This is a genomic window from Enterobacter sp. JJBC, from assembly GCF_036936505.1.
GTDB classification, from domain to species: Bacteria; Pseudomonadota; Gammaproteobacteria; order Enterobacterales; family Enterobacteriaceae; genus Enterobacter; species Enterobacter hormaechei_C.
Genome location: NZ_CP136935.1, coordinates 2,007,468 through 2,025,982, shown reverse-complemented (window position 1 = coordinate 2,025,982; position 18,515 = coordinate 2,007,468). Strand labels below are relative to the sequence as shown.

19 protein-coding genes are annotated in these 18,515 nt (G+C 54.4%); 6 read left to right on the top strand and 13 right to left on the bottom strand.

What is annotated here, in order from left to right:
* Positions 1 to 6: 6 nt before the first annotated feature.
* The 7 genes from RY075_RS09770 to sufA all read right to left on the bottom strand — a co-directional run bounded on the left by RY075_RS09770 (position 7) and on the right by sufA (position 6,635).
* Positions 7 to 1,020: a L,D-transpeptidase family protein gene (locus RY075_RS09770; RefSeq protein ID WP_003857729.1), complete on the bottom strand. Its 1,014-nt coding sequence runs from the start codon at positions 1,018 to 1,020 to the stop codon at positions 7 to 9.
* A 97-nt stretch (positions 1,021 to 1,117) separates the two neighbouring features.
* Complete coding sequence (gene sufE, locus RY075_RS09765; protein WP_048240920.1) at positions 1,118 to 1,534, bottom strand: cysteine desulfuration protein SufE; 417 nt, start codon at positions 1,532 to 1,534, stop codon at positions 1,118 to 1,120.
* Positions 1,535 to 1,548: 14 nt separating this feature from the next.
* Complete coding sequence (sufS, locus tag RY075_RS09760) at positions 1,549 to 2,769, bottom strand: cysteine desulfurase SufS (RefSeq protein ID WP_048240922.1); 1,221 nt, start codon at positions 2,767 to 2,769, stop codon at positions 1,549 to 1,551.
* Positions 2,766 to 4,037 carry a Fe-S cluster assembly protein SufD gene (gene sufD, locus RY075_RS09755; RefSeq protein ID WP_022650922.1) on the bottom strand — a complete coding sequence of 424 codons (1,272 nt, stop codon included), beginning with the start codon at positions 4,035 to 4,037 and terminating at the stop codon, positions 2,766 to 2,768. Before sufD ends, sufS begins: the two co-directional genes overlap by 4 nt.
* Positions 4,012 to 4,758, bottom strand: a complete 747-nt coding sequence (gene sufC / locus RY075_RS09750) for a Fe-S cluster assembly ATPase SufC (protein ID WP_003857736.1) — start codon at positions 4,756 to 4,758, stop codon at positions 4,012 to 4,014. Before sufC ends, sufD begins: the two co-directional genes overlap by 26 nt.
* Positions 4,759 to 4,767: 9 nt before the next feature.
* A complete protein-coding gene (gene sufB / locus RY075_RS09745) occupies positions 4,768 to 6,258 on the bottom strand; it encodes a Fe-S cluster assembly protein SufB (RefSeq protein WP_003857739.1) in 1,491 nt (496 codons plus the stop codon).
* 8 nt (positions 6,259 to 6,266) lie between these two features.
* The gene (gene sufA, locus RY075_RS09740; protein WP_003857741.1) at positions 6,267 to 6,635 is read right to left on the bottom strand and encodes a Fe-S cluster assembly scaffold SufA; all 369 of its coding nucleotides are present in this window, start codon (positions 6,633 to 6,635) and stop codon (positions 6,267 to 6,269) included.
* Between the two features lie 496 nt (positions 6,636 to 7,131).
* Between sufA and RY075_RS09735 the strand changes: the two genes are divergently transcribed.
* Both RY075_RS09735 and RY075_RS09730 read left to right on the top strand, forming a co-directional pair.
* Positions 7,132 to 7,491, top strand: coding sequence for a hypothetical protein (locus RY075_RS09735; RefSeq protein WP_017693570.1), 360 nt, complete (start codon positions 7,132 to 7,134; stop codon positions 7,489 to 7,491).
* A gap of 1 nt (position 7,492) precedes the next feature.
* On the top strand, positions 7,493 to 7,945 hold the full coding sequence (locus RY075_RS09730; protein WP_032609046.1) for a DUF3828 domain-containing protein: 453 nt from the start codon (positions 7,493 to 7,495) through the stop codon (positions 7,943 to 7,945).
* A 109-nt stretch (positions 7,946 to 8,054) separates the two neighbouring features.
* Here the strand turns inward: RY075_RS09730 and RY075_RS09725 are convergent, their stop codons facing one another.
* Both RY075_RS09725 and RY075_RS09720 read right to left on the bottom strand, forming a co-directional pair.
* Positions 8,055 to 8,783 carry a MerR family transcriptional regulator gene (locus RY075_RS09725; protein ID WP_003857744.1) on the bottom strand — a complete coding sequence of 243 codons (729 nt, stop codon included), beginning with the start codon at positions 8,781 to 8,783 and terminating at the stop codon, positions 8,055 to 8,057.
* Between the two features lie 189 nt (positions 8,784 to 8,972).
* Positions 8,973 to 10,193, bottom strand: coding sequence for a diguanylate phosphodiesterase (locus RY075_RS09720; RefSeq protein WP_003857746.1), 1,221 nt, complete (start codon positions 10,191 to 10,193; stop codon positions 8,973 to 8,975).
* 339 nt (positions 10,194 to 10,532) lie between these two features.
* Between RY075_RS09720 and ycgZ the strand changes: the two genes are divergently transcribed.
* The 4 genes from ycgZ (at position 10,533) to fdhF (ending at position 13,749) form a co-directional block, all read left to right on the top strand.
* Entirely contained in the window at positions 10,533 to 10,772 is a 240-nt protein-coding gene (gene ycgZ, locus RY075_RS09715; protein ID WP_003857747.1) for a regulatory protein YcgZ, read from the top strand.
* Positions 10,773 to 10,776: 4 nt separating this feature from the next.
* Entirely contained in the window at positions 10,777 to 11,097 is a 321-nt protein-coding gene (locus RY075_RS09710) for a hypothetical protein (RefSeq protein ID WP_032658210.1), read from the top strand.
* A gap of 29 nt (positions 11,098 to 11,126) precedes the next feature.
* Positions 11,127 to 11,405, top strand: coding sequence for a biofilm/acid-resistance regulator YmgB/AriR (locus RY075_RS09705; protein ID WP_003857748.1), 279 nt, complete (start codon positions 11,127 to 11,129; stop codon positions 11,403 to 11,405).
* Positions 11,406 to 11,598: 193 nt separating this feature from the next.
* Entirely contained in the window at positions 11,599 to 13,749 is a 2,151-nt protein-coding gene (fdhF, locus tag RY075_RS09700) for a formate dehydrogenase subunit alpha (RefSeq protein WP_045897529.1), read from the top strand.
* A 51-nt stretch (positions 13,750 to 13,800) separates the two neighbouring features.
* Here fdhF and RY075_RS09695 read toward each other — a convergent pair whose 3' ends face one another.
* From RY075_RS09695 to RY075_RS09680, 4 genes are read right to left on the bottom strand one after another with little or no spacing between them, the layout of a single operon-like run.
* Positions 13,801 to 14,454, bottom strand: a complete 654-nt coding sequence (locus RY075_RS09695; RefSeq protein ID WP_023324523.1) for a LuxR C-terminal-related transcriptional regulator — start codon at positions 14,452 to 14,454, stop codon at positions 13,801 to 13,803.
* A gap of 41 nt (positions 14,455 to 14,495) precedes the next feature.
* Positions 14,496 to 15,008, bottom strand: a complete 513-nt coding sequence (locus RY075_RS09690) for a fimbrial protein (protein ID WP_109948830.1) — start codon at positions 15,006 to 15,008, stop codon at positions 14,496 to 14,498.
* An 11-nt stretch (positions 15,009 to 15,019) separates the two neighbouring features.
* Entirely contained in the window at positions 15,020 to 15,967 is a 948-nt protein-coding gene (locus RY075_RS09685; RefSeq protein WP_109948829.1) for a fimbrial protein, read from the bottom strand.
* A 1-nt stretch (position 15,968) separates the two neighbouring features.
* A complete protein-coding gene (locus RY075_RS09680) occupies positions 15,969 to 18,512 on the bottom strand; it encodes a fimbria/pilus outer membrane usher protein (protein ID WP_252061723.1) in 2,544 nt (847 codons plus the stop codon).
* Between the last annotated feature and the right edge of the window lie 3 nt (positions 18,513 to 18,515).

Genomic DNA, 18,515 nt, shown 5'->3' with positions numbered 1-18,515 from the left:
AAACCTCTACTGAAGCGCTTTCTCTCCCTCGTCTTCCGCCACCGCCGCTGAGACACGACTATTCTGAACCGACAGGACAGAATTGCTGGCTGACGAACCATTGCCTGTTGAAACGGCAACCGGGATCCCGGCTCTGCGCGCCAGGGCTTTATCGATAAGCGTTTTATCGCTACCTGACTCCGCTGCAAAAGCGGTAAACGCCGCCGAGTGCGTGAACGGCACCGTCTGTGGGTTTTCGCCCTCTGCCTGCGCCAGCGGCCTGTGCACTTCGATATAACGTTTGCCGTCCGGCTCGATGGAGAACTTCACCGGCTCATTGATAATCTGCACCCGCGTGCCGACGCGCACTTGCTCAAACAACGCTTTGATATCCGGCGCGTTCATCCGCATACAGCCCGAGCTGACCCGCAGTCCTACGCTGTCCGGCGCGCTGGTGCCGTGAATAAGATATTCCCCATTCCCGATACCCAGACGAAGCGCAAAGCGCCCCAGCGGGTTATTTGGCCCTGCGGGTACCACAGGCGGCAGTTTAATTCCCTGGGCCAGTGAGCGCGCTCTGATGCCCGCTGTGGGGGTCCAGGTAGGGTTAGGGATTTTCTGACTCACACGGGTGGTGCTAACCGGTGTTTCCAGCCCAAGCTGACCAATACCCAGCGGATAGACCTGCACGATATTTTCGCCTGGCGGATAGAAGTAAAGACGCAGCTCCGCCAGATTCACCACAATGCCCTCACGCTCGGTGTCCGGCAGTAGCATCTGGGAAGGGATCGTAATGACCGTTCCTGGCGCAGGATTCACCGGTGCAATGGTATTATTGGTTTCAAGGATGAGCTGTGCGGCGGTATTAAACCGACGAGCGATAGACTGAAGTTTATTGTCCCCTTCCTGAATGGTGTATGTCTGGTTTTGCCCAATCAGGCGGCTGCCTGCGGGCGGTAAAGGATAATCAACCGCCCTGGCTGAATTAACAGCACTGAGCGAACCAAGGAGTAATAGAGTTATTAGAGACGCGCGCTTCATGCTGAGATTCCTTATTCACTGACCAAACGTCAGAAAGCTGAAAAACCAGCGAGGTGGAAACCACCCCGCGAAACAGAATGAATGCTGTTCTGTCAGTTTAGCTAAGGATTGCGGCTTTGGCGCGTATGGCGCGGATCATCGCTTCCAGTCCCTGGGATCGGGACGGGGTGAGGTGTTGGGTTAAGGCCATTTTTTCAAACCACGGGCGAACGTCAAAGGCGACAATATCCTGCGCCGACATCTGGTGATAAAGAATAAATACGACGGCAATAAGCCCCTTCACAATGGCGGCATCGCTGTCGCCCTGTAATTGAATTACGCCATCATCCGTCTGCTGCATCTGGATCCAGACCTGGCTCTGGCAGCCCTGAATGATGTTGTCCGGGTTATGCGCCTCTTCGCTGAGCGGCGGCAGGCGCTGACCCAGTTCGATGATATAAAGGTATTTCTCTTCCCAGTTCGCGCAACGCCCAAAGTTGCGCAGCAATTTATCTCTGTCCGGCAAATCTGCCATCTCTCGCCTCTCCGTTAGCCAAGCAGCTGGTGAATACGTTTTAATCCCGCCACCAGTCTGTCGACCTCTTCCGTTGTGTTGTACATCACCAGCGATGCGCGGCACATGGCCGGTACCTCATAATACGCCATCAGCGGCATCGCGCAGTGATGCCCGGTACGCACAGCGACGCCGTAATTATCAAGGAAACTGCCTACATCATAGGCGTGATGCTTGCCGAGGTTGAAGGCTATCACACCCAGACGGTCAGCAGGACCATATAAGGTCAGTTCCGGGACGCTGGCCAGCTCCTGCAAGGCATAATGCATCAGCTGTTGTTCGTACTCCTGAATCGCCGCCAGCCCCGTTTCAGTGACGTAGCTAATGGCCGCGCCCAGCCCGATGATCCCGCCCGTGTTGGGCGTACCCGCCTCGAAGCGCCAGGGCGCACGGGCGTAGGTTGTGCCGTCCGTCAGGCTGACGGTGGCGATCATTGACCCGCCCCCTTCCCACGGCGGCATGGCCTGGAGAATGTCCTCTTTCACATACAACACGCCGATGCCCGTCGGGCCATACAGCTTGTGCCCGGAGAAGACGTAGAAATCGCAGTCCAGGGCCTGAACGTCAACCGCATGGTGCATCACCGCCTGGGCACCATCAATCAACACTTTCGCACCGGCCTGATGGGCTTTGTCGACGATCAGCGCCACCGGATTTTCCGTGCCCAGCACGTTTGAAACGTGGGTCACCGCCACCAGCCGCGTTCTGTCGTCCAGCAGAGCGTCCAGCTTTTCCAGCTGGAGCGTGCCGTCTTCATTCAGGGGGATCACCCGCAGTTGCGCCCCCACACGCTCGCAGAGCATCTGCCAGGGCACGATGTTGGCATGGTGCTCCATCTGGGTGATGATGATGTTATCCCCCGCGTGCACCTGCGCATTGCCCCAGCTGTTAGCCACCAGGTTGATCCCTTCGGTGGTGCCGCGCACGAACACCAGCTCTTCCGGCGAACGCGCGTTGAGGAAGGCTGCAACCTGCGTGCGCACGTTTTCCATGCGCTGGGTCGCCTCGGCGCTCAGGGTGTGGATCCCACGATGTACCGCCGCATAACCGTGGCGGTAAAACTCGGCTTCCGCATCCACCACCTGATTCGGTTTTTGCGCGCTGGCCGCACTGTCGAGATAGGCCAGCGGCAGACCGTTCACTTCACGGGTCAGTACCGGAAAATCTGCCCGGACTTTCTCTACGGGAAATGTCATGCTTCGCCTCCAGGCAGTCGCTGACCGATACGGGCCAGCACCTGCTGTTTAAGTCCCCCATCGGGCAGCGCTTCCGTCAGCTCAGCCGCAAAGGCGTAAATAATCATCTTTTGCGCGGCCTGCTGGTCTATCCCGCGCGAGCGCAAGTAGAACATCTGCTCATCGTCAATACGCCCGACCGTCGCGCCGTGACTGCATTTCACGTCGTCCGCATAGATTTCCAGCTGTGGTTTGGTGTCCACCTCTGCCAGACGTCCCAGCAAGAGGTTGTTGTTGGTCATCTGCCCGTCAGTTTTGATGGCGTGCTGCGCCACGTTGATCAGGCCGTTGAACACCGCACGTCCTTTGTCGCTGACGATGGTTTTGTGCAGCTGACGGCTGTTGCAGTAGCCTTTGTTATGCTCAAGCCAGGTGCGCGTGTCGCACACTTCTGACTTCACCGGCATCGCCAGGCTGTTAATACGCAACGTAGTGTTTTCACCGTTCAGCTGGGTGCTGGTATTGTGGCGCAGCACCGCGCCGCCAAGCAGGAAGCTATGGCTGTACGCCGCGGCATCCTGGCCCAGCAGAATATCGTTGTGGGCGAAGTGGTGACTGAGCGGATTCTCAAACGCCAGCTTGATGTGGTGCAGCTGGGCATTGGCCGCCACGTTCATCGTCAGACGCGAACCGGTAAAATGACGGGTGTCGTTAAGGCTGACGTAATGCTCGATCACCGTCGCCTCCGCCCCTTCTGCCAGCTCAAGATGGTGGCGATAGTGGGCGGTGTTAATCTCATCACCCGCAACGCCCTGGGTGATATGCATCAGCAGCAGCGGTTTCGCCGGACGCTGGTTACGCTTAACGCGAATATGGGTGACAGATTGCGACAGGCTCTCTGTCAGGTGCAGGAAGACTTCAGGCTGAACGGGCGCGTTCAGCGACTGACGTTCATCGTTAATGACGATATCGAACCCGCTCTCCTGCACGCTGTCGCTCAGCTCCGCACGGAACAGACCGTCGACAAACACCAGACGCACGGCATCCACGCTCAGCGCCAGCATGTCGCGCTGATCGGGGCTGACCTGCGCCAGACGGGTGACAAACTCGCCGTTCAGCAGGCCATCCAGCGGGGTATATTTCCAGTTCTCATGTTTACGCGTCGGTAAACCGAGACGCAGCATCTGCTGGAGATGGTGCTGAGCCTGTTCAGAGCGCGCTCCAGCCTGCGCTTCAAACAGCCGGTGCCACTGCTGAAGTGCATTACTGCTGTTCGGTAAGCCAGCCATAACCCTGCTCCTCCAGTTGTTTAACCAGCGTAAAGTCACCGGATTTCACAATGCGTCCCTGGTAAAGCACGTGGACATAGTCCGGCTTGATGTAGTCCAGAATTCGCTGGTAATGTGTCACGATGATAAATGAGCGGTTGCCATCACGCAGGGAGTTCACCCCGTCGGCAACGATCTTCAGGGCATCGATATCCAGCCCTGAATCGGTCTCATCGAGAATGCACAGCGCTGGCTCCAGAACCGCCATTTGCAGAATATCGTTACGTTTCTTCTCACCGCCGGAGAAACCCACGTTTACCGAGCGGGTCAGCAGATCTTCCGGCATTTTCAGCAGCTTGATCTTCTCTTCCATCAGATCCTGGAAGTCAAAGCGATCCAGCGCCTCAAGGCCGCGATACTTGCGCACCGCGTTCAGCGCGGTTTGCAGAAAGAACTGGTTGCTGACGCCCGGAATTTCCACCGGATACTGGAAGGCCATAAAGATGCCCTCGCCGGCACGCTCTTCCGGCGACATCTCCAGCAGATCTTTGCCGTTAAACTCAACGGAGCCGCTGGTAACTTCATAATCTTCGCGTCCTGCCAGCGTCGCTGAAAGCGTACTTTTCCCGGAGCCGTTTGGCCCCATGATGGCGTGAACTTCACCCGGTTTGACGTCAAAATTGAGGCCACGCAGGATCTCTTTCTCTTCCACGCTAACCTGTAAATCTTTAATGCTTAACATGTGCTTTCCTTAACCGACGCTGTGTTCAAGACTAATGGCGAGGAGTTTCTGGGCTTCAACGGCAAATTCCAGCGGCAGTTCAGAGAACACGTCCTTACAGAAGCCGTTAACGATCATTGAAATCGCATCTTCTTCACTGATCCCGCGTTGCAGGCAGTAGAAAAGCTGATCTTCACCAATACGTGACGTAGTTGCCTCATGCTCAAGCTGGGCGCTGTTATTGCGGCATTCGACATACGGGAAGGTATGCGCCCCGCAGTCCGCGCCAATCAGCATGGAGTCACATTGGGTGAAGTTACGCGCGTTGGTTGCCGTCGGCATGATTTTCACCAGCCCGCGATAGCTGTTCTGGCTGTGACCGGCAGAGATCCCTTTGGAGATGATGGTCGATTTGGTGTTTTTACCGATGTGGATCATCTTGGTGCCGGTATCGGCCTGCTGATGACCGCTGGTCAGTGCCACGGAGTAAAACTCACCGATTGAGTTGTCGCCGCGCAGAATACAGCTCGGGTATTTCCAGGTAATGGCGGAGCCGGTTTCTGACTGCGTCCAGGACATTTTGCTGTTTTCGCCTTCGCACAGCGCACGCTTGGTGACGAAGTTCAGAATACCGCCGGTGTTACCGTCGCCCGGGAACCAGTTCTGTACCGTAGAGTACTTCACTTCCGCATCTTTATGGATGATGACCTCCACCACCGCCGCGTGCAGCTGGTAGCTGTCGCGCACAGGAGCGGAGCACCCTTCGATGTAGCTAACGTAGCTGCCTTCATCGGCCACCAGGATGGTGCGTTCAAACTGGCCGGTTTTTTCCGCGTTGATGCGGAAATAGGTCGAGAGCTCCATCGGGCAGCGCACGCCTTTCGGCACGTAGATAAAGGTACCGTCTGACGCCACCGCCGCATTCAGTGCCGCGAAGAAGTTATCGTTACTGGGTACCACGGTGCCAATGTACTTTTTCACCAGCTCCGGGTGATCGTGAATGGCTTCCCCGAAGGAGCAGAAAATAATCCCCTGCTCCGCCAGTTTTTCACGGTAGGTGGTTGCCACCGAGACGGAGTCAAAAATGGCGTCTACCGCCACCTCTTTGCCTTCGCGCACGGGCACGCCGAGCTGATTGAACGCCTCTTCCACCTCTTTACTCAGGAAGCTGTTCTCGGCACCGGTTTGCTGTACCGCACCGGGTTGCGAGGCGCAGGTATCATCACAGCTGCCGCAGGAGGGCGCAGAGTAATAGCTATAATCCTGATAGTTCAGCTTATCGTAATGCGCTTTCAGCCAGTGGGGTTCTTCCATCTCCAGCCACGCGCGGAATGCGCTCAGGCGAAACTCCAGCATCCACTCCGGCTCGTTACGTTTCGCCGAAATGGCGCGCACGACCTCTTCGTTGATGCCTTTCGCCAGTTCATCGGTTTGCAGCTGCGTGAAGAAACCCTCTTTATAGTTGAGGTGTCCGCCGCTCCAGGTGTTTACATCACTCGTTGCTTCAGTATTACGAGACATAGTACCGCCTATACCCCAAAGCTTTCGCCGCAGCCGCATTCGTTCTGGGCTTTCGGGTTATGAAATTTGAATAACTGGTTTAAACCTTCCCGAACGTAGTCGACTTCGGTTCCATCGATAAAAGGCATCGCCTGTAGTGCGACGTATAACTTTGCACCGTCGGTTTCAAAGACCAGATCGTCCTTTTCAGGTTCGGTTACGGTATCCAGCACGTAGCCAAATCCCGCGCAGCCAGTCTGCTTAACGCCTAAGCGTACGCCGAGGATGTCGGGATTTTTTGCCACCAGCTCATGAATATGCGCCGCCGCCGCGGGCGTCAGCGTTAAGCCACGCCAGGCAAAATCGGCCGGATTGAAGGTTTCTGAATGCAGTTCCATAGGTCCACCTCATCTGATAAGCCACCAGGGCATAACACCATGTTAGTGATAACGATTATCACTTCAACCCCCTGCGAGCAGGGGCTTTGGGCTAAACCGCCCTTTTTGGCTACTTTCATTAAGCATAGACCCTGTGACGGGATGCGGATGGGATGGTTAGATTTGTTCAATGCATTGATAAATAATGCATTTCATAAGAAAGGCGGTAAGGTGGCGGGCAATGATAAAAATTGTATTGGAAATACCTATTTTTAAAATAGCTAAAGTACGCCCAGGCACCAAATACATTATTTACGTATGCCTCCCCCTTAAGCCAGGTTCTTTTTAATCCTTTTTTGCCTTACCTGGGCGCGCATAAAGACGTTTGATGGATAAGTTAACCATTATTTATCAGTCTGATAGTGGTTAAATTCCGATCATGATTAATTACATAAACTCATCCCTTTTCGGCGTAATGTTTCCCTTGTTAACCATTTATTCAATAAGGGATTAAATTATGTGGAGTGCCCATAAAGCCGCAGTTCATGCTCGCCAGCATGCAGGTCAGTATAGCCAGAAAAGATGTGCAGAATTTGTTTCGAAATCCATTCGCGCCGGCGGTGCTAATCTACAGAACACGCATTATGCTAAGGATATGAAAAGCAATTTAATTCTGGCGGGTTTCCACCAGGTTTACGGTGAGCCTGTTGAGGGCGATGTGGCGGTGATCCAGCCCACTGCGCACCACCCATATGGCCACGCTTGCATCTATGGTGGGAACGGCGTCTGGTACTCTGATTTTGTTCAGCGAACAATGTATCCGGGAAAGGAATACCGGGAATTAAAGCCAGCATATGCAATTTACAGGCATGACTGACATGAAAAAAAAAATTCTGGCGATCCTGCTTCTGCCCACTCTCGCATCCGCTGCACAGAAGTTCCCCCCTGAGGTATCCGCTGCCCTTCAGTTTAATAAGTGGTACATCTCGCAAATTATTATCGGGAAAGAGCCCCTGAAAAACTATGAAGCGCTGAGGCCATATGTAACCCGCGAAACTATCAGCAAACTCAAAGCCATGGATAAGCTGGATCCAGATGAATATGACGTGCCTGACGTCGATATGTTCATCAAGGCTCAGGGATATGAAGATGACTGGGACATCGTCAGTGCGCGGGCGCTGGATTACGATGCCGCCTGTATGCAGGTTTATATCTCATTCGGCAAAAAGCGGGATCACACCGTGATTGACTGCATGGTCAAGGAAGATGGCGTGTGGAAAGTTGAATCCGTGGCCAGTATGAATATTTCAGACAACCTGATGATGGAATAAACCGACGATATGACAGGGGTACTGATGCTATGCATCTTCGCGGATACCCCTGTCGTATCGCCAGAAGGCAAAATCCCGCACTGGCGGTTTACCGTTGGCCCCCTTAACATCAGTGATGGATCGAAACGGCGAAACCCTGTTCACGCCAGTGGTCGAGCTGCTCCTGTTGACGAGGCGTAGGCGCTTTACCGGTCCAGACGAAGATTTTTTGCCCGGGGAAGAGTTCAGGACGTGGAGAATCAATCGGCTCAGCCAGCACGTCGATATGCCAGCCTTTGTAGGCAAGACGGGCCGCTTCCAGCCACAAATGCGTACGGTCGTCGCACTCCCACCCAATCAGCAGCGCATCCTTACCTGCTTTTTTTCGCGACTCACCCAGGCTTGCAACGGCAAACTCAATCAGGACACCGTCCAGCAGGCTCGCCATGTGACGCACCGTATTCTGGTCCTGGTTCATTCGCTGCCGCACAGGGGTGATGATGTTATCTATCAGAACATCCATCGCATGGTCACGGCGGAACTCGCCGATTTTGGCGCGCAGTTTTGCCGGGCTGGCATAGCGCAGAACGGTTAACATCTCTTCCTGAAACGATGCCCAGTTCCCCTGAGTCATCACTTCTGTATTTTCAAGAAGCGCTTTTACTTTACCGACCGAAACACCCGTTTTCATCAGGCGTTTGATCTCTTCGATACGCAGGATATCTTCATCGTCAAACTGACGATGGCCCCCTTCGCTTCGCTGCGGCTTCAACAATCCATAACGGCGCTGCCAGGCACGCAACGTAACGGGGTTGATACCGCATCGTTCGGCCACTTCGCCGATACTGTAATAGGCCATTAACTCCCTCACGCACAATACTTCCATACCTAACCAAACCAACCTTATCAGATTGTACAAATCATTTGTATAACTAACTCCTCGTTCTGAGACAAGTGAATGGCTCAAAGAACCACTCACTCGTTAATATATTGTTGTATAAATTTAGCCGTACGTACAGGTCACTTTTAACAGTTACGTACAGGTTTTTTATAAATCGTACTTTTTCTCGGGCCAGGCAATCGCCGGAATGCCCCCCAGACGCGGGCTGGCGAAAAGGTGACCCTGGAACTGAGAAATCCCGGCAGATTCCAGCCACATCCACTCTTCAGCTAGCTCTACGCCTACCGCACAGAACAGAATTTCCAGGGAGGCGCAGCATTTAATGATTGACTGAATGATTGCCTGACGCGGGCCGCTCTTGTGCACGTTAGCAATCAAATCACGGTTGATCTTGATTCTGTCCGGCTGGAACTGGGCCAGCAGTTGCAGACCGGCGAATCCCGCGCCAAAGTGATCGATGGCCACGCTGATCCCGGCGCTTTTAAGCTGTCTGACCGCGCTGGTGAACTCTTCGAAGCGCGAGATCGCCTCGCTCTCGGTGAACTCGACCACAATTTGCTCCGGCACAAAACCGTTCGCCTCAATTGCCGTCAGTAAAAAATCGACGGCGCCAGGAACATTAACCAGCGTCATCGGCAACAGATTAATGGACAACGTTTGAGTCTGTAGGCCCAGCGCGCTGGCCATCGACAAAGCCACCTGCTTACTCTTCAGATCCGATTCGTACAGCGCCTCACGCGACAGGTTGGCAAAGTAGCTTTCCGGGGACTCACCGGACGGCGTGCGGATCAGGGCTTCCCAGGAAACCACCTGCTGCATAAACGGATCGACGATAGGTTGAAATGCGAAACTACAGTCCGCGCCCTTTGCCACTACCGTTGGCTGGGAGGATAATGGCGTGTTTTCGGTGACAAACTCCCAGGCGTCAGCCGGAGGCAGCTCAAAGTAGTTGGCTTTTTCAGTGGCCTCAACGAAGGTGCGGAAAAATTGTAGGGCGCGATCGTTATAGGTCAGCTGATAGCGGGTTGTGCCTTTATCGAGTACCTTTTGTAGCACTTCGTCGGTGTCGTACTGACGAAGGTCAAAGAGCTCCATACCTACGTTGCCAAAACGTCTTGAAGGCCCGTGATCGCTTAATAATTCGACCACGTTGTGATGCCGTGGGTCACGGCAGATGAGCTGATAGATCTCCTTAACGTTATCAGCGGGCCCTTCAAGTAACTGAAAGAAGTGTGTGCCGTTAAACAGCAAAATCCCCGTCACATCGAACTGGCGATTTCTACAATTTGCAGCAGCGACCATGTCTTCCAGCGCTTTCACTGGAACGTCCTCGCAGATATGACTGCGGTAAATAATGGTTGTGAGCATGCTAATCCTGAAGATTGAGGGGGTGACCACGAAAACACGTGGGGAGAACTCTGTTATAGCACATTAATTACCCAATAAATAATTTACATCTCAACAATTTACATGACTTCTTTGCGCCTTTTCCGGGCTTGTACAACTCTGCAACGCCACTTCGAATTGTACAATATATTTTGTGAATTTAGCAGTAAGCTGTATACATATAACCATATGATAAATATATACTTTATCAAATATATTATAAAATATTTAAAAAATTGTACATTTTTAATGTACAGATTTGAAAATTATGTATACCTTAAATGTAACGTTACTGATTACGAAAATTTACAGGAGCGAAACATGCAGCAGAACGGACACCTCGCAGACACAGCAACAGCAATTGCGCAGTACTTCGAAAAAGCCGCGCTTCCAACCCAACAGGAAACATTGGGTCAGGTTGTTGTTGAAATCCTTAGCGACGGGCGGAATCTGAATCGCAAATCGCTCTGCACAAAACTGTTAAGTCGCCTTGAAAAGGCCAATGGCCCGGAAGAGGAGCATCATTATCACATGCTTCTTGGCCTGCTCTTCGAACGTTAATGTTATGAACAGCAGTGATGCGGACAGACTGATCGACCAGCTTATTGGAGAAGCCGCTCTTTCACTTTTGAAGGAGCGCGGTCCTGTAACGACCGAGGGTTTGGTTCAGCGTCTGCGTAACATGCAAGCCTGTGAGACGGATCCCCAGCGGCGGGAGACATTAGCGAGGGTGATAGCTGAAATCAGCTCTGGCACGGTCGCTTTTAAAGGTCGCAGAACCGCACAAGGACGAATTCAGAGAGAGGGATCTCTCAAAAATAACCGAGACAATGTAGTGCCGTTATTTGGAAATGGAAAACCGTCCGATCCCAAAAAGATACATTGACTACAACTTTACAGCTACGGTGAGAACAAATGAGACAAAATATTCAGCTTCAACCCGAATACCACTCCGCCTTTTTAGATAGCGCGTTGTCGGAGTATTTCCGTCACGCAGGCGATCGCTTTGCTGAAGAGTCTGCCATTTTTTCGACTGCGGTTCGTTGTGTTCTTGCTTCCGAAGGTCATCTGACCAACAAAGCGATCATTCTCTGGCTGATCCAGACGCTGGAATCCACCGATGATGTCGTTAAGGCGGATGTGATCCGCAAGACGCTGGAAATTGTCGTCGGTTACACCATGGACGATCTTTAACGCCTCACTCTTCCCATCTCTTCGGATAGCGTGTCATCGTCAATTCTGACGAACGGACTGACGATGACACGCCCTCTCTCCCCTAACGCCCTGTTAATCAAGCACGCCGAATTTGGCATGGATCCTGCTTAGTCCGCTAAGGGACTGGGCTTTCCAGTAAACATTGCTTCATTTCTTAACAGGTCTGTTATTGATGAAAAAAATCGCCAGCGTCTGCCCCTACTGCGGTGCAGGCTGCAAACTTAACCTCGTCGTTAAAAATAACCGGATTATCCGTGCCGAAGCCGCTGATGGCGTAACTAATCAGGGCACGCTTTGCCTGAAAGGGTTCTACGGCTGGGACTTTCTTAATGATACTCGGCTGCTTACCCCCCGCCTGACGCAGCCCATGATCCGCTACAGCAAAGGCGAGGCCTTTACCCCTGTTACCTGGGAAGAGGCCATTCGCTATACCGCTTACAGGCTTAAAAGCATCAAAGAACAGTACGGCCCTCGGTCCATTATGACCACGGGTTCCTCGCGGGGAACGGGCAATGAGACCAACTATGTGATGCAAAAATTTGCCCGTGCGGTGTTGAATACTAACAACGTCGACTGCTGCGCCCGCGTCTGTCACGGTCCGTCCGTTGCCGGTTTACAGGAGACCCTCGGCAACGGCGCCATGAGCAATTCCATTAACGATATTGAAAACTCAAAATGCCTGCTGGTATTCGGCTATAACTGCGCCGACTCTCACCCCATCGTCGCCCGACGCGTGCTTAAAGCACGTGAAAATGGCGCTAAAATCATTGTCTGCGATCCGCGTCATATTGAAACGGCACGCATTGCCGATCTTCATCTTCAGTTAAAAAATGGCAGTAACATGGCGCTGGTCAATGCCTTTGGCTATGTCCTGCTTGAAGAGGAATTGTACGACAAAAACTACGTTGCTCGCTTTACAGAAGGGCTTGAGGCGTACCGACTGACGGTAAAAGATTACGCACCCGAGCAGGTTGAACATCTGACGGGGATCCCCGCGCGGGATGTTCGTCAGGCAATTCGCATGTTCGCAGCGGCGCCTTCAGCAACGGTGATGTGGGGTATGGGCGTCACGCAGTTTGGTCAGGCGGTCGATGTGGTGAAAGGTCTCTCCAGCCTGGCACTGCTGACCGGCAATCTGGGCCGCCCTGCCGTCGGCGTGGGGCCGGTTCGCGGGCAAAATAACGTTCAGGGCGCCTGCGATATGGGTGTTCTGCCCAATATGTTCCCCGGCTACCAGGACGTCACTGATCCGGCGGTCAGACTGAAATTTGCCGATGCGTGGAAAATCAATGTCAACCGGATGGACGATCGCGTCGGAACGCGTATCACCGAAGTGCCGCATCTCGCGCTGGAAGGTAAGATCAAAGCGTATTACATCATGGGGGAAGATCCGCTTCAGACAGAAGCCGATCTGGGTCTGGTCCGCCGCGGCTTTGAGGCGCTCGATTTTGTGGTGGTTCAGGACATCTTTATGACCAAAACGGCAGAGCTGGCTGACGTGCTGCTCCCTGCCACCTCATGGGGAGAACACGCCGGTGTGTTCACCTGTGCCGATCGCGGCTTTCAGCGTTTCGGCAAAGCCATTGAGCCCAGCGGCAATGTCAGGCGTGACTGGGAGATCATCAGCCTGCTGGCCACGGAAATGGGCTATCCCATGCATTACGAGGATAACCAGCAGATCTGGGACGAAATGCGCGAGCTGTGCCCCCTCTTCTACGGCGTGACCTACGAAAAAATGGGCGAGATGGGTCATGTGCAGTGGCCCTGTCCAACCCTCGATCATCCCGGCACTCCCTACCTGTACAAGGATAATCAGTTCGACACCCCCACTGGCAAAGGCCAGCTATTTGCCGCCCCCTGGCGCGCCCCGGCGGAGACACCGGATGCGGATTACCCGCTGGTACTGTGCACAGTGCGCGAAGTGGGCCACTACTCCTGCCGCTCCATGACCGGGAACTGCGCCGCGCTGCAAAGCCTGGCCGACGAGCCGGGCCGGGTGCAAATTAACCCGGCCGACGCGGATGAACGGGGGATTGCCGAAGGCCAGCTGGTCTGGGTACGTTCACGCCGGGGTAAAGTGATCACCCGCGCCAGCATCAGCGAGCGCATCAATGCGGGAGCAATCTATATGACCTACCAGTGGTGGATTGGCGCCTGTAATGAGCTGACGCAGGATAATCTCGACCCGATCTCCAGAACGCCGGAAACGAAGTATTGCGCCGTGCAGCTTGAGGCAATCGAGGACCAGCGCTGGGCAGAGGACTATGCCGCATCGGCGTATCAGTCCATGAAGTCGCGGTTGATCGCTGCGGTTAACGTTTAAATGCTTGCCGGGTGGCGGCTAACGCTGCCCGGCCAGCTATCCGCTGCCGTTTCAGGCTATTTGTTGTGCATAATTATTTTCCAGGTAATCGCGAAGCAGGTTCGGCCGGCTCTTTTTCTCCATCAGCCTTCTCAACAGTACGATCAGCTCGTAATCGCTTCGCAGATTAAATTTTTGCATCATCATATATTTATGGGTAAAGACCGTTTTTTCGCTCATCTCCAGCGCCTGAGCGGTCTGCACTACCGACAGCCCTCGGTAAAAATTGACCAGAATACGAATTTGTTGCCGGGATAACCCTTTATGCTGGCAGTCGAAACAGGTCTTTTTATTCCAGGTGTAACCCGGTAATTGCGTCGTGAACCACGCAATAAACAGAACGCCGCTAATACGATCAAGCGATGCCCGGCGAGGAAGAAAAATAATGTCCTGAAAGCAGGAAGGCAGCGCCGAAAAGCGCAGCTCATCGTCGACGAGACCTATCACAATTCCTTTTTGCCGGGCCAGTAATTCCGGAAAACAGGTCAGCGTTTCCCCCTGACATAATGAAAGAACAATAATATCGGCCTGGCTGACGTTTTCATTGGTCAGCGCCAGGTGAAAAGTGATGGAGCGATGAAAGTTATGCTTAAAAAAATCTTCGAAAAAGCTCTGTAGCCCAGCCTGAAAAAACAGATCCGTTTCCTGAATCAGAATATTTAACATAGTTCACACCAACGTCTTTAAAAAAGGCTTATCACCGGCATTCAGTTGTACTGCATCGTCATCACCACAACCGCGCGGATGCTTCCCGGCGTGGCGCCCCCCGTCATGGATTTTACCGAGGCCAGCATAGCTAATGTCGCGGTTCTGTCCGCGGCAATGGTCTGGGTCATGCTGGAGCCTGTTCCTTTAAGCGCACCGGTTTGGGCATCGCGCATGGCTATCGCCACATGTGTGGCCGAACCGCTGTTCATAAAATAGTCCGCGCCCGCCTCAGGATCGGGGCTGCCGGTGAAAGCGACGGTCACACTCTGCGTTCCCGTTGGGCACTGGGTAAACAGCAGACTGAAAGGCACCGGATCCGATGTTGAGCCCGGCGTCGCCATATTGGTTGCCTGAATATTGCCCAGATTGACATCGAGGCTGTTATTGCCGCCATTAAATATGCACGGCGACGCCACGATATTTCCCGTCACACCGATATTGACGCTATCAGCGGAGCATACCTTCCCGCTGAGTAAGGCAAGTAACAGCAGTGTCCTGCATCTTATTTTCATCTTCTTACCTGCTACTGATAGGTCAAATTAAGGGTAGCGGAGGCATTCGCTGAACCTGACTCCACGCGGGTTAACGTCTGGTAATATCGGGCCGTTAATGGCAACGTCTCTTGCCCCCCGGCAGACTGTCGCAAAAACAGTCGGCTGTTCATCACCAGCGGTGCACCGTTATAGATAAGCTGCACCCCCACCCCTTTCGCAGTGCCGGCATTTCCCTGCCCGGTTAAGGCCATCACGCTGGTATTGGCGCTGTCCGGATTCTGTATTCCACTGAGCGAGACCGTAATATTGGTTCCGGCGGCGCAGGTCAGGCCCAGGTTTTGCGTGTTCTGTGCTCCCGCTGGCGTGGTGCCCACCACGGTGCCGAACGCCGAAGCGGGAATATCCCCTATCGGAAACGTCAGCTGGGCCGTATTCACCGTGCACGCCAGAGCATTGATGGTGCCGGAGGTGAGCTGCGTGGTCAGACCGTCACGGTAGAGGCCGTCGCTTCCCTGAAGCGTCACGACGCCAATCACACCCGGCGTTAATGCCCCCGATGAGACCGGACCCGTCACCACCAGCTCAATCCTCCCGCCGTACCAGTCCACATAGGAGGTCTGCGCATTGTACGAGAACGTATTGCTCGGGTTTTCAAAATAACCGTTGGAAGAAAAGCGTATTCCTATCCCGCTGACGTTCGTGTTGTAGACATGGTTGCCGTAGCTGCTCAACGTGGCGCCGTTGTAGCGCATGCTGAATCCCAGCATCAGCGGATTCGTACACCCGGTAAGATAGGAGCCTGTGGCTGACGCCGCGCCGGAAAATACTACCGTGCCGACAGGCGCATCGCGCTGCACGTTGATCGTCCCCACGGACAGGGTGGAAAGCTGCGGGGTGATGGTGGTGCAGGTACCGGCCCGAGCCATATTTGCCGCCGCGAGCAAACAGAGCAGCAGCATCGTCTTAAGACATTTCATGTTAGCGTTCCTGACGGCAGGTGGCGCGTATATCAGCGATCCCACCGTACGTTGAGTGATTCGGCAGCGTGAAATCAGCGCGGCATTGCTGGCTGGATTGACTTCCCCATGTGGCGACTAACGTTCCCTGCTCGCGCATCCCGGTTAAATAGACCTGACCGCGATCGCCGACAATAAAACTGCCGCTGTCATCACCCACAAGGGTGACCACCGCCCCAAACGGAACGGCGCGATCGTTGTCGGTCAGGGTCATCAGCACCCGGCGTCCTGACTTCGGCAGATAATCGGCTCTCACCACCGCTCCCCGCGTCGGCGTCACCGTGCGGGTGTTGATCTCCAGCTCGACATCGTCCGGCATATTTTCCGGGTCGAGGGTGAGATCGTTTTTCCGGTAGACAGAAAGGTTGCTCACGACCGTATATCCGCGAAAATCTGTCCGTACACCGGGCTGATTGCGGATATCCACGTCGTGGGCGCCAGGGGCTTTGATTAGGACGCTGGTCTCCCCCAGCGGCTGGGAAAGCGTGATGCCATCAGCATGGGCGAGAATGCCGCCTTGCAGCCCGTAATTCAGGCGTTCACTGTTTTTGTCATAACCATAACCTGCCGTGACTTCGCCATAGGTGCCTTTATAGTCCGCGTTCACGTTGCCGGTATTCCCCACGCCCTCTGTGCCATATCCCTGCTGGACGTTCCAGCTCAGGGCACGGTTCTCGAGTGCCACCCCGTTCAGGCCGACGTTATGCGTCGTCCCGTTATTGCTGCTGGCGTTCATGCCATAGTTAGCCCATGTCTGCGGCAAAAATTTATCCAGCGGAATGCTGACGTTGAACGCCAGAAGCTGGTCGTGGTCAGCGTTTTTTTGGCTTTTGCGGTTTTCTGACGCTGAGCGGACATTTTTGCTGTAGGTCCATGTCAGGCCATAGCTGATGTTGTGCCAGTAGTTGCTATAGCCGACGCTCCACGAAGCCATCGACTTACCGTCATTCCAGTAATCTTCCCGCGCCGCACTGAGGGTAAGCGCGCCCAGATTGTCCCCCAGCGTCTGGCTCATCGTCAGCTCGGCACGGTTACGCCGCCTGTCCTGAAGCGCGCTGCTGTCGCCGTACGAATCGAGGACGTCCTGCATCCCGTAATAGCCGCGGGTCGAGTAGCGATACCCGGCAATCGAAAAGTTCGTCCCGGTAGTGATAAAATTCTTGCTGTAACGGGCCCGCCACGACTGACCGCTTGTTTTCGCGGTATGTTCCGGCGTTGACCAGCCCTGAGTGACGTCTGCGGATACTGCCCCGAGATCGCCCATGTTCTTGCCCACCCCCAGAGCCGCTGACTGGTACTTATCTGCCCCCTGAACGCCGCCATAAAGCGTGATGCCGTGCGGGAGGCCGTAAATTCCGGTCAGTTGCCCGAAGGAGGTTTTCTCCACGCTACGGTTATACGAGCGATACTGCCCGGCGGTAAGGGCATATTTCAGGCGTCCCTCCCGTTGCAGGACCGGCAGCGAAGCGTACGGCAGGGTGAAATGTTGCTCACTACCATCAGCTTCGACGATCGTGACATCAAGATCGCCCGCGCCGCCGGTGGGATACATGTCCGCGATCTCAAACGCGCCCGGCGCCACGTAGCTTTGGTAGATTTGATAGCCATTCTGACGCACCACGACCTGCGCGTTAGTTCGCGCAATACCGCGCACCACCGGCGCATAGCCTTTCAGGGAATCCGGCAGCATATCGTCGTCGGACGCCAGCTGGACGCCGCGAAACGGCATGCTGTCAAAGACATCGGCAGGCGCGGAACTGTCTCCGAGCGTAAGCTGGGCTTGCAGGGGAATAATCGCGCGCTGCATCAAGGTGTAGACGTTGTCCCACTTATCCTGGCCGGACGCATCGCGGGACCAGGTGGTGTAGTTGCGTAACCGCCAGGGACCGACGTTGATCCCCGGCCGCAGGTTTGCATACTGGCTGTCGCTGCGGGTGCCTGCCCCGCTTCTTGCCCGGCTGTTTGCCCCGCTCAGGCTGTAGTTGAGCATGGCCGCGGTAATGCCTTCATCCCACATATCCGGCGGAACGTAACCTCTCGCTGGCAGGTCTATGGCCGCCTGTGGGATGCTGATCGCCAGGCGCTGGGCGCCAAACTGGAAATCCGCGCTGGCCTGTGGAATCGCCCTGAGATCGGCGCATTCTCCTTCCGCGGCGTCGAGCTGCGGGAAAAGCGCCGTTTTCACGCCCCACGCTTTTAACTGCCCGATACTCAGGCACGGCTGCAACGTTTCACTGCCGTTAGCATCCTTCACTGCCATGAAACGAATATCCCGCGTTTCCAGCAGCCGATCGTCAAGAATAATATCAACATGGTATGTCCCGGGCGCCTGCGAGCCGGATTCAAAGGCAGATAAATCCGCTTTCCCCATTCCGGGATTATCCAGCTCTACCAGTTCCGTATTAAACGTCTCACTGGCATACAGTGTGGGAGAGACACCAGCAAGCGCGAGGGCAATAAATATTGCCAGGCGCGCAGGCTGCATTGTATTCAATGCCGTTGTCATGAC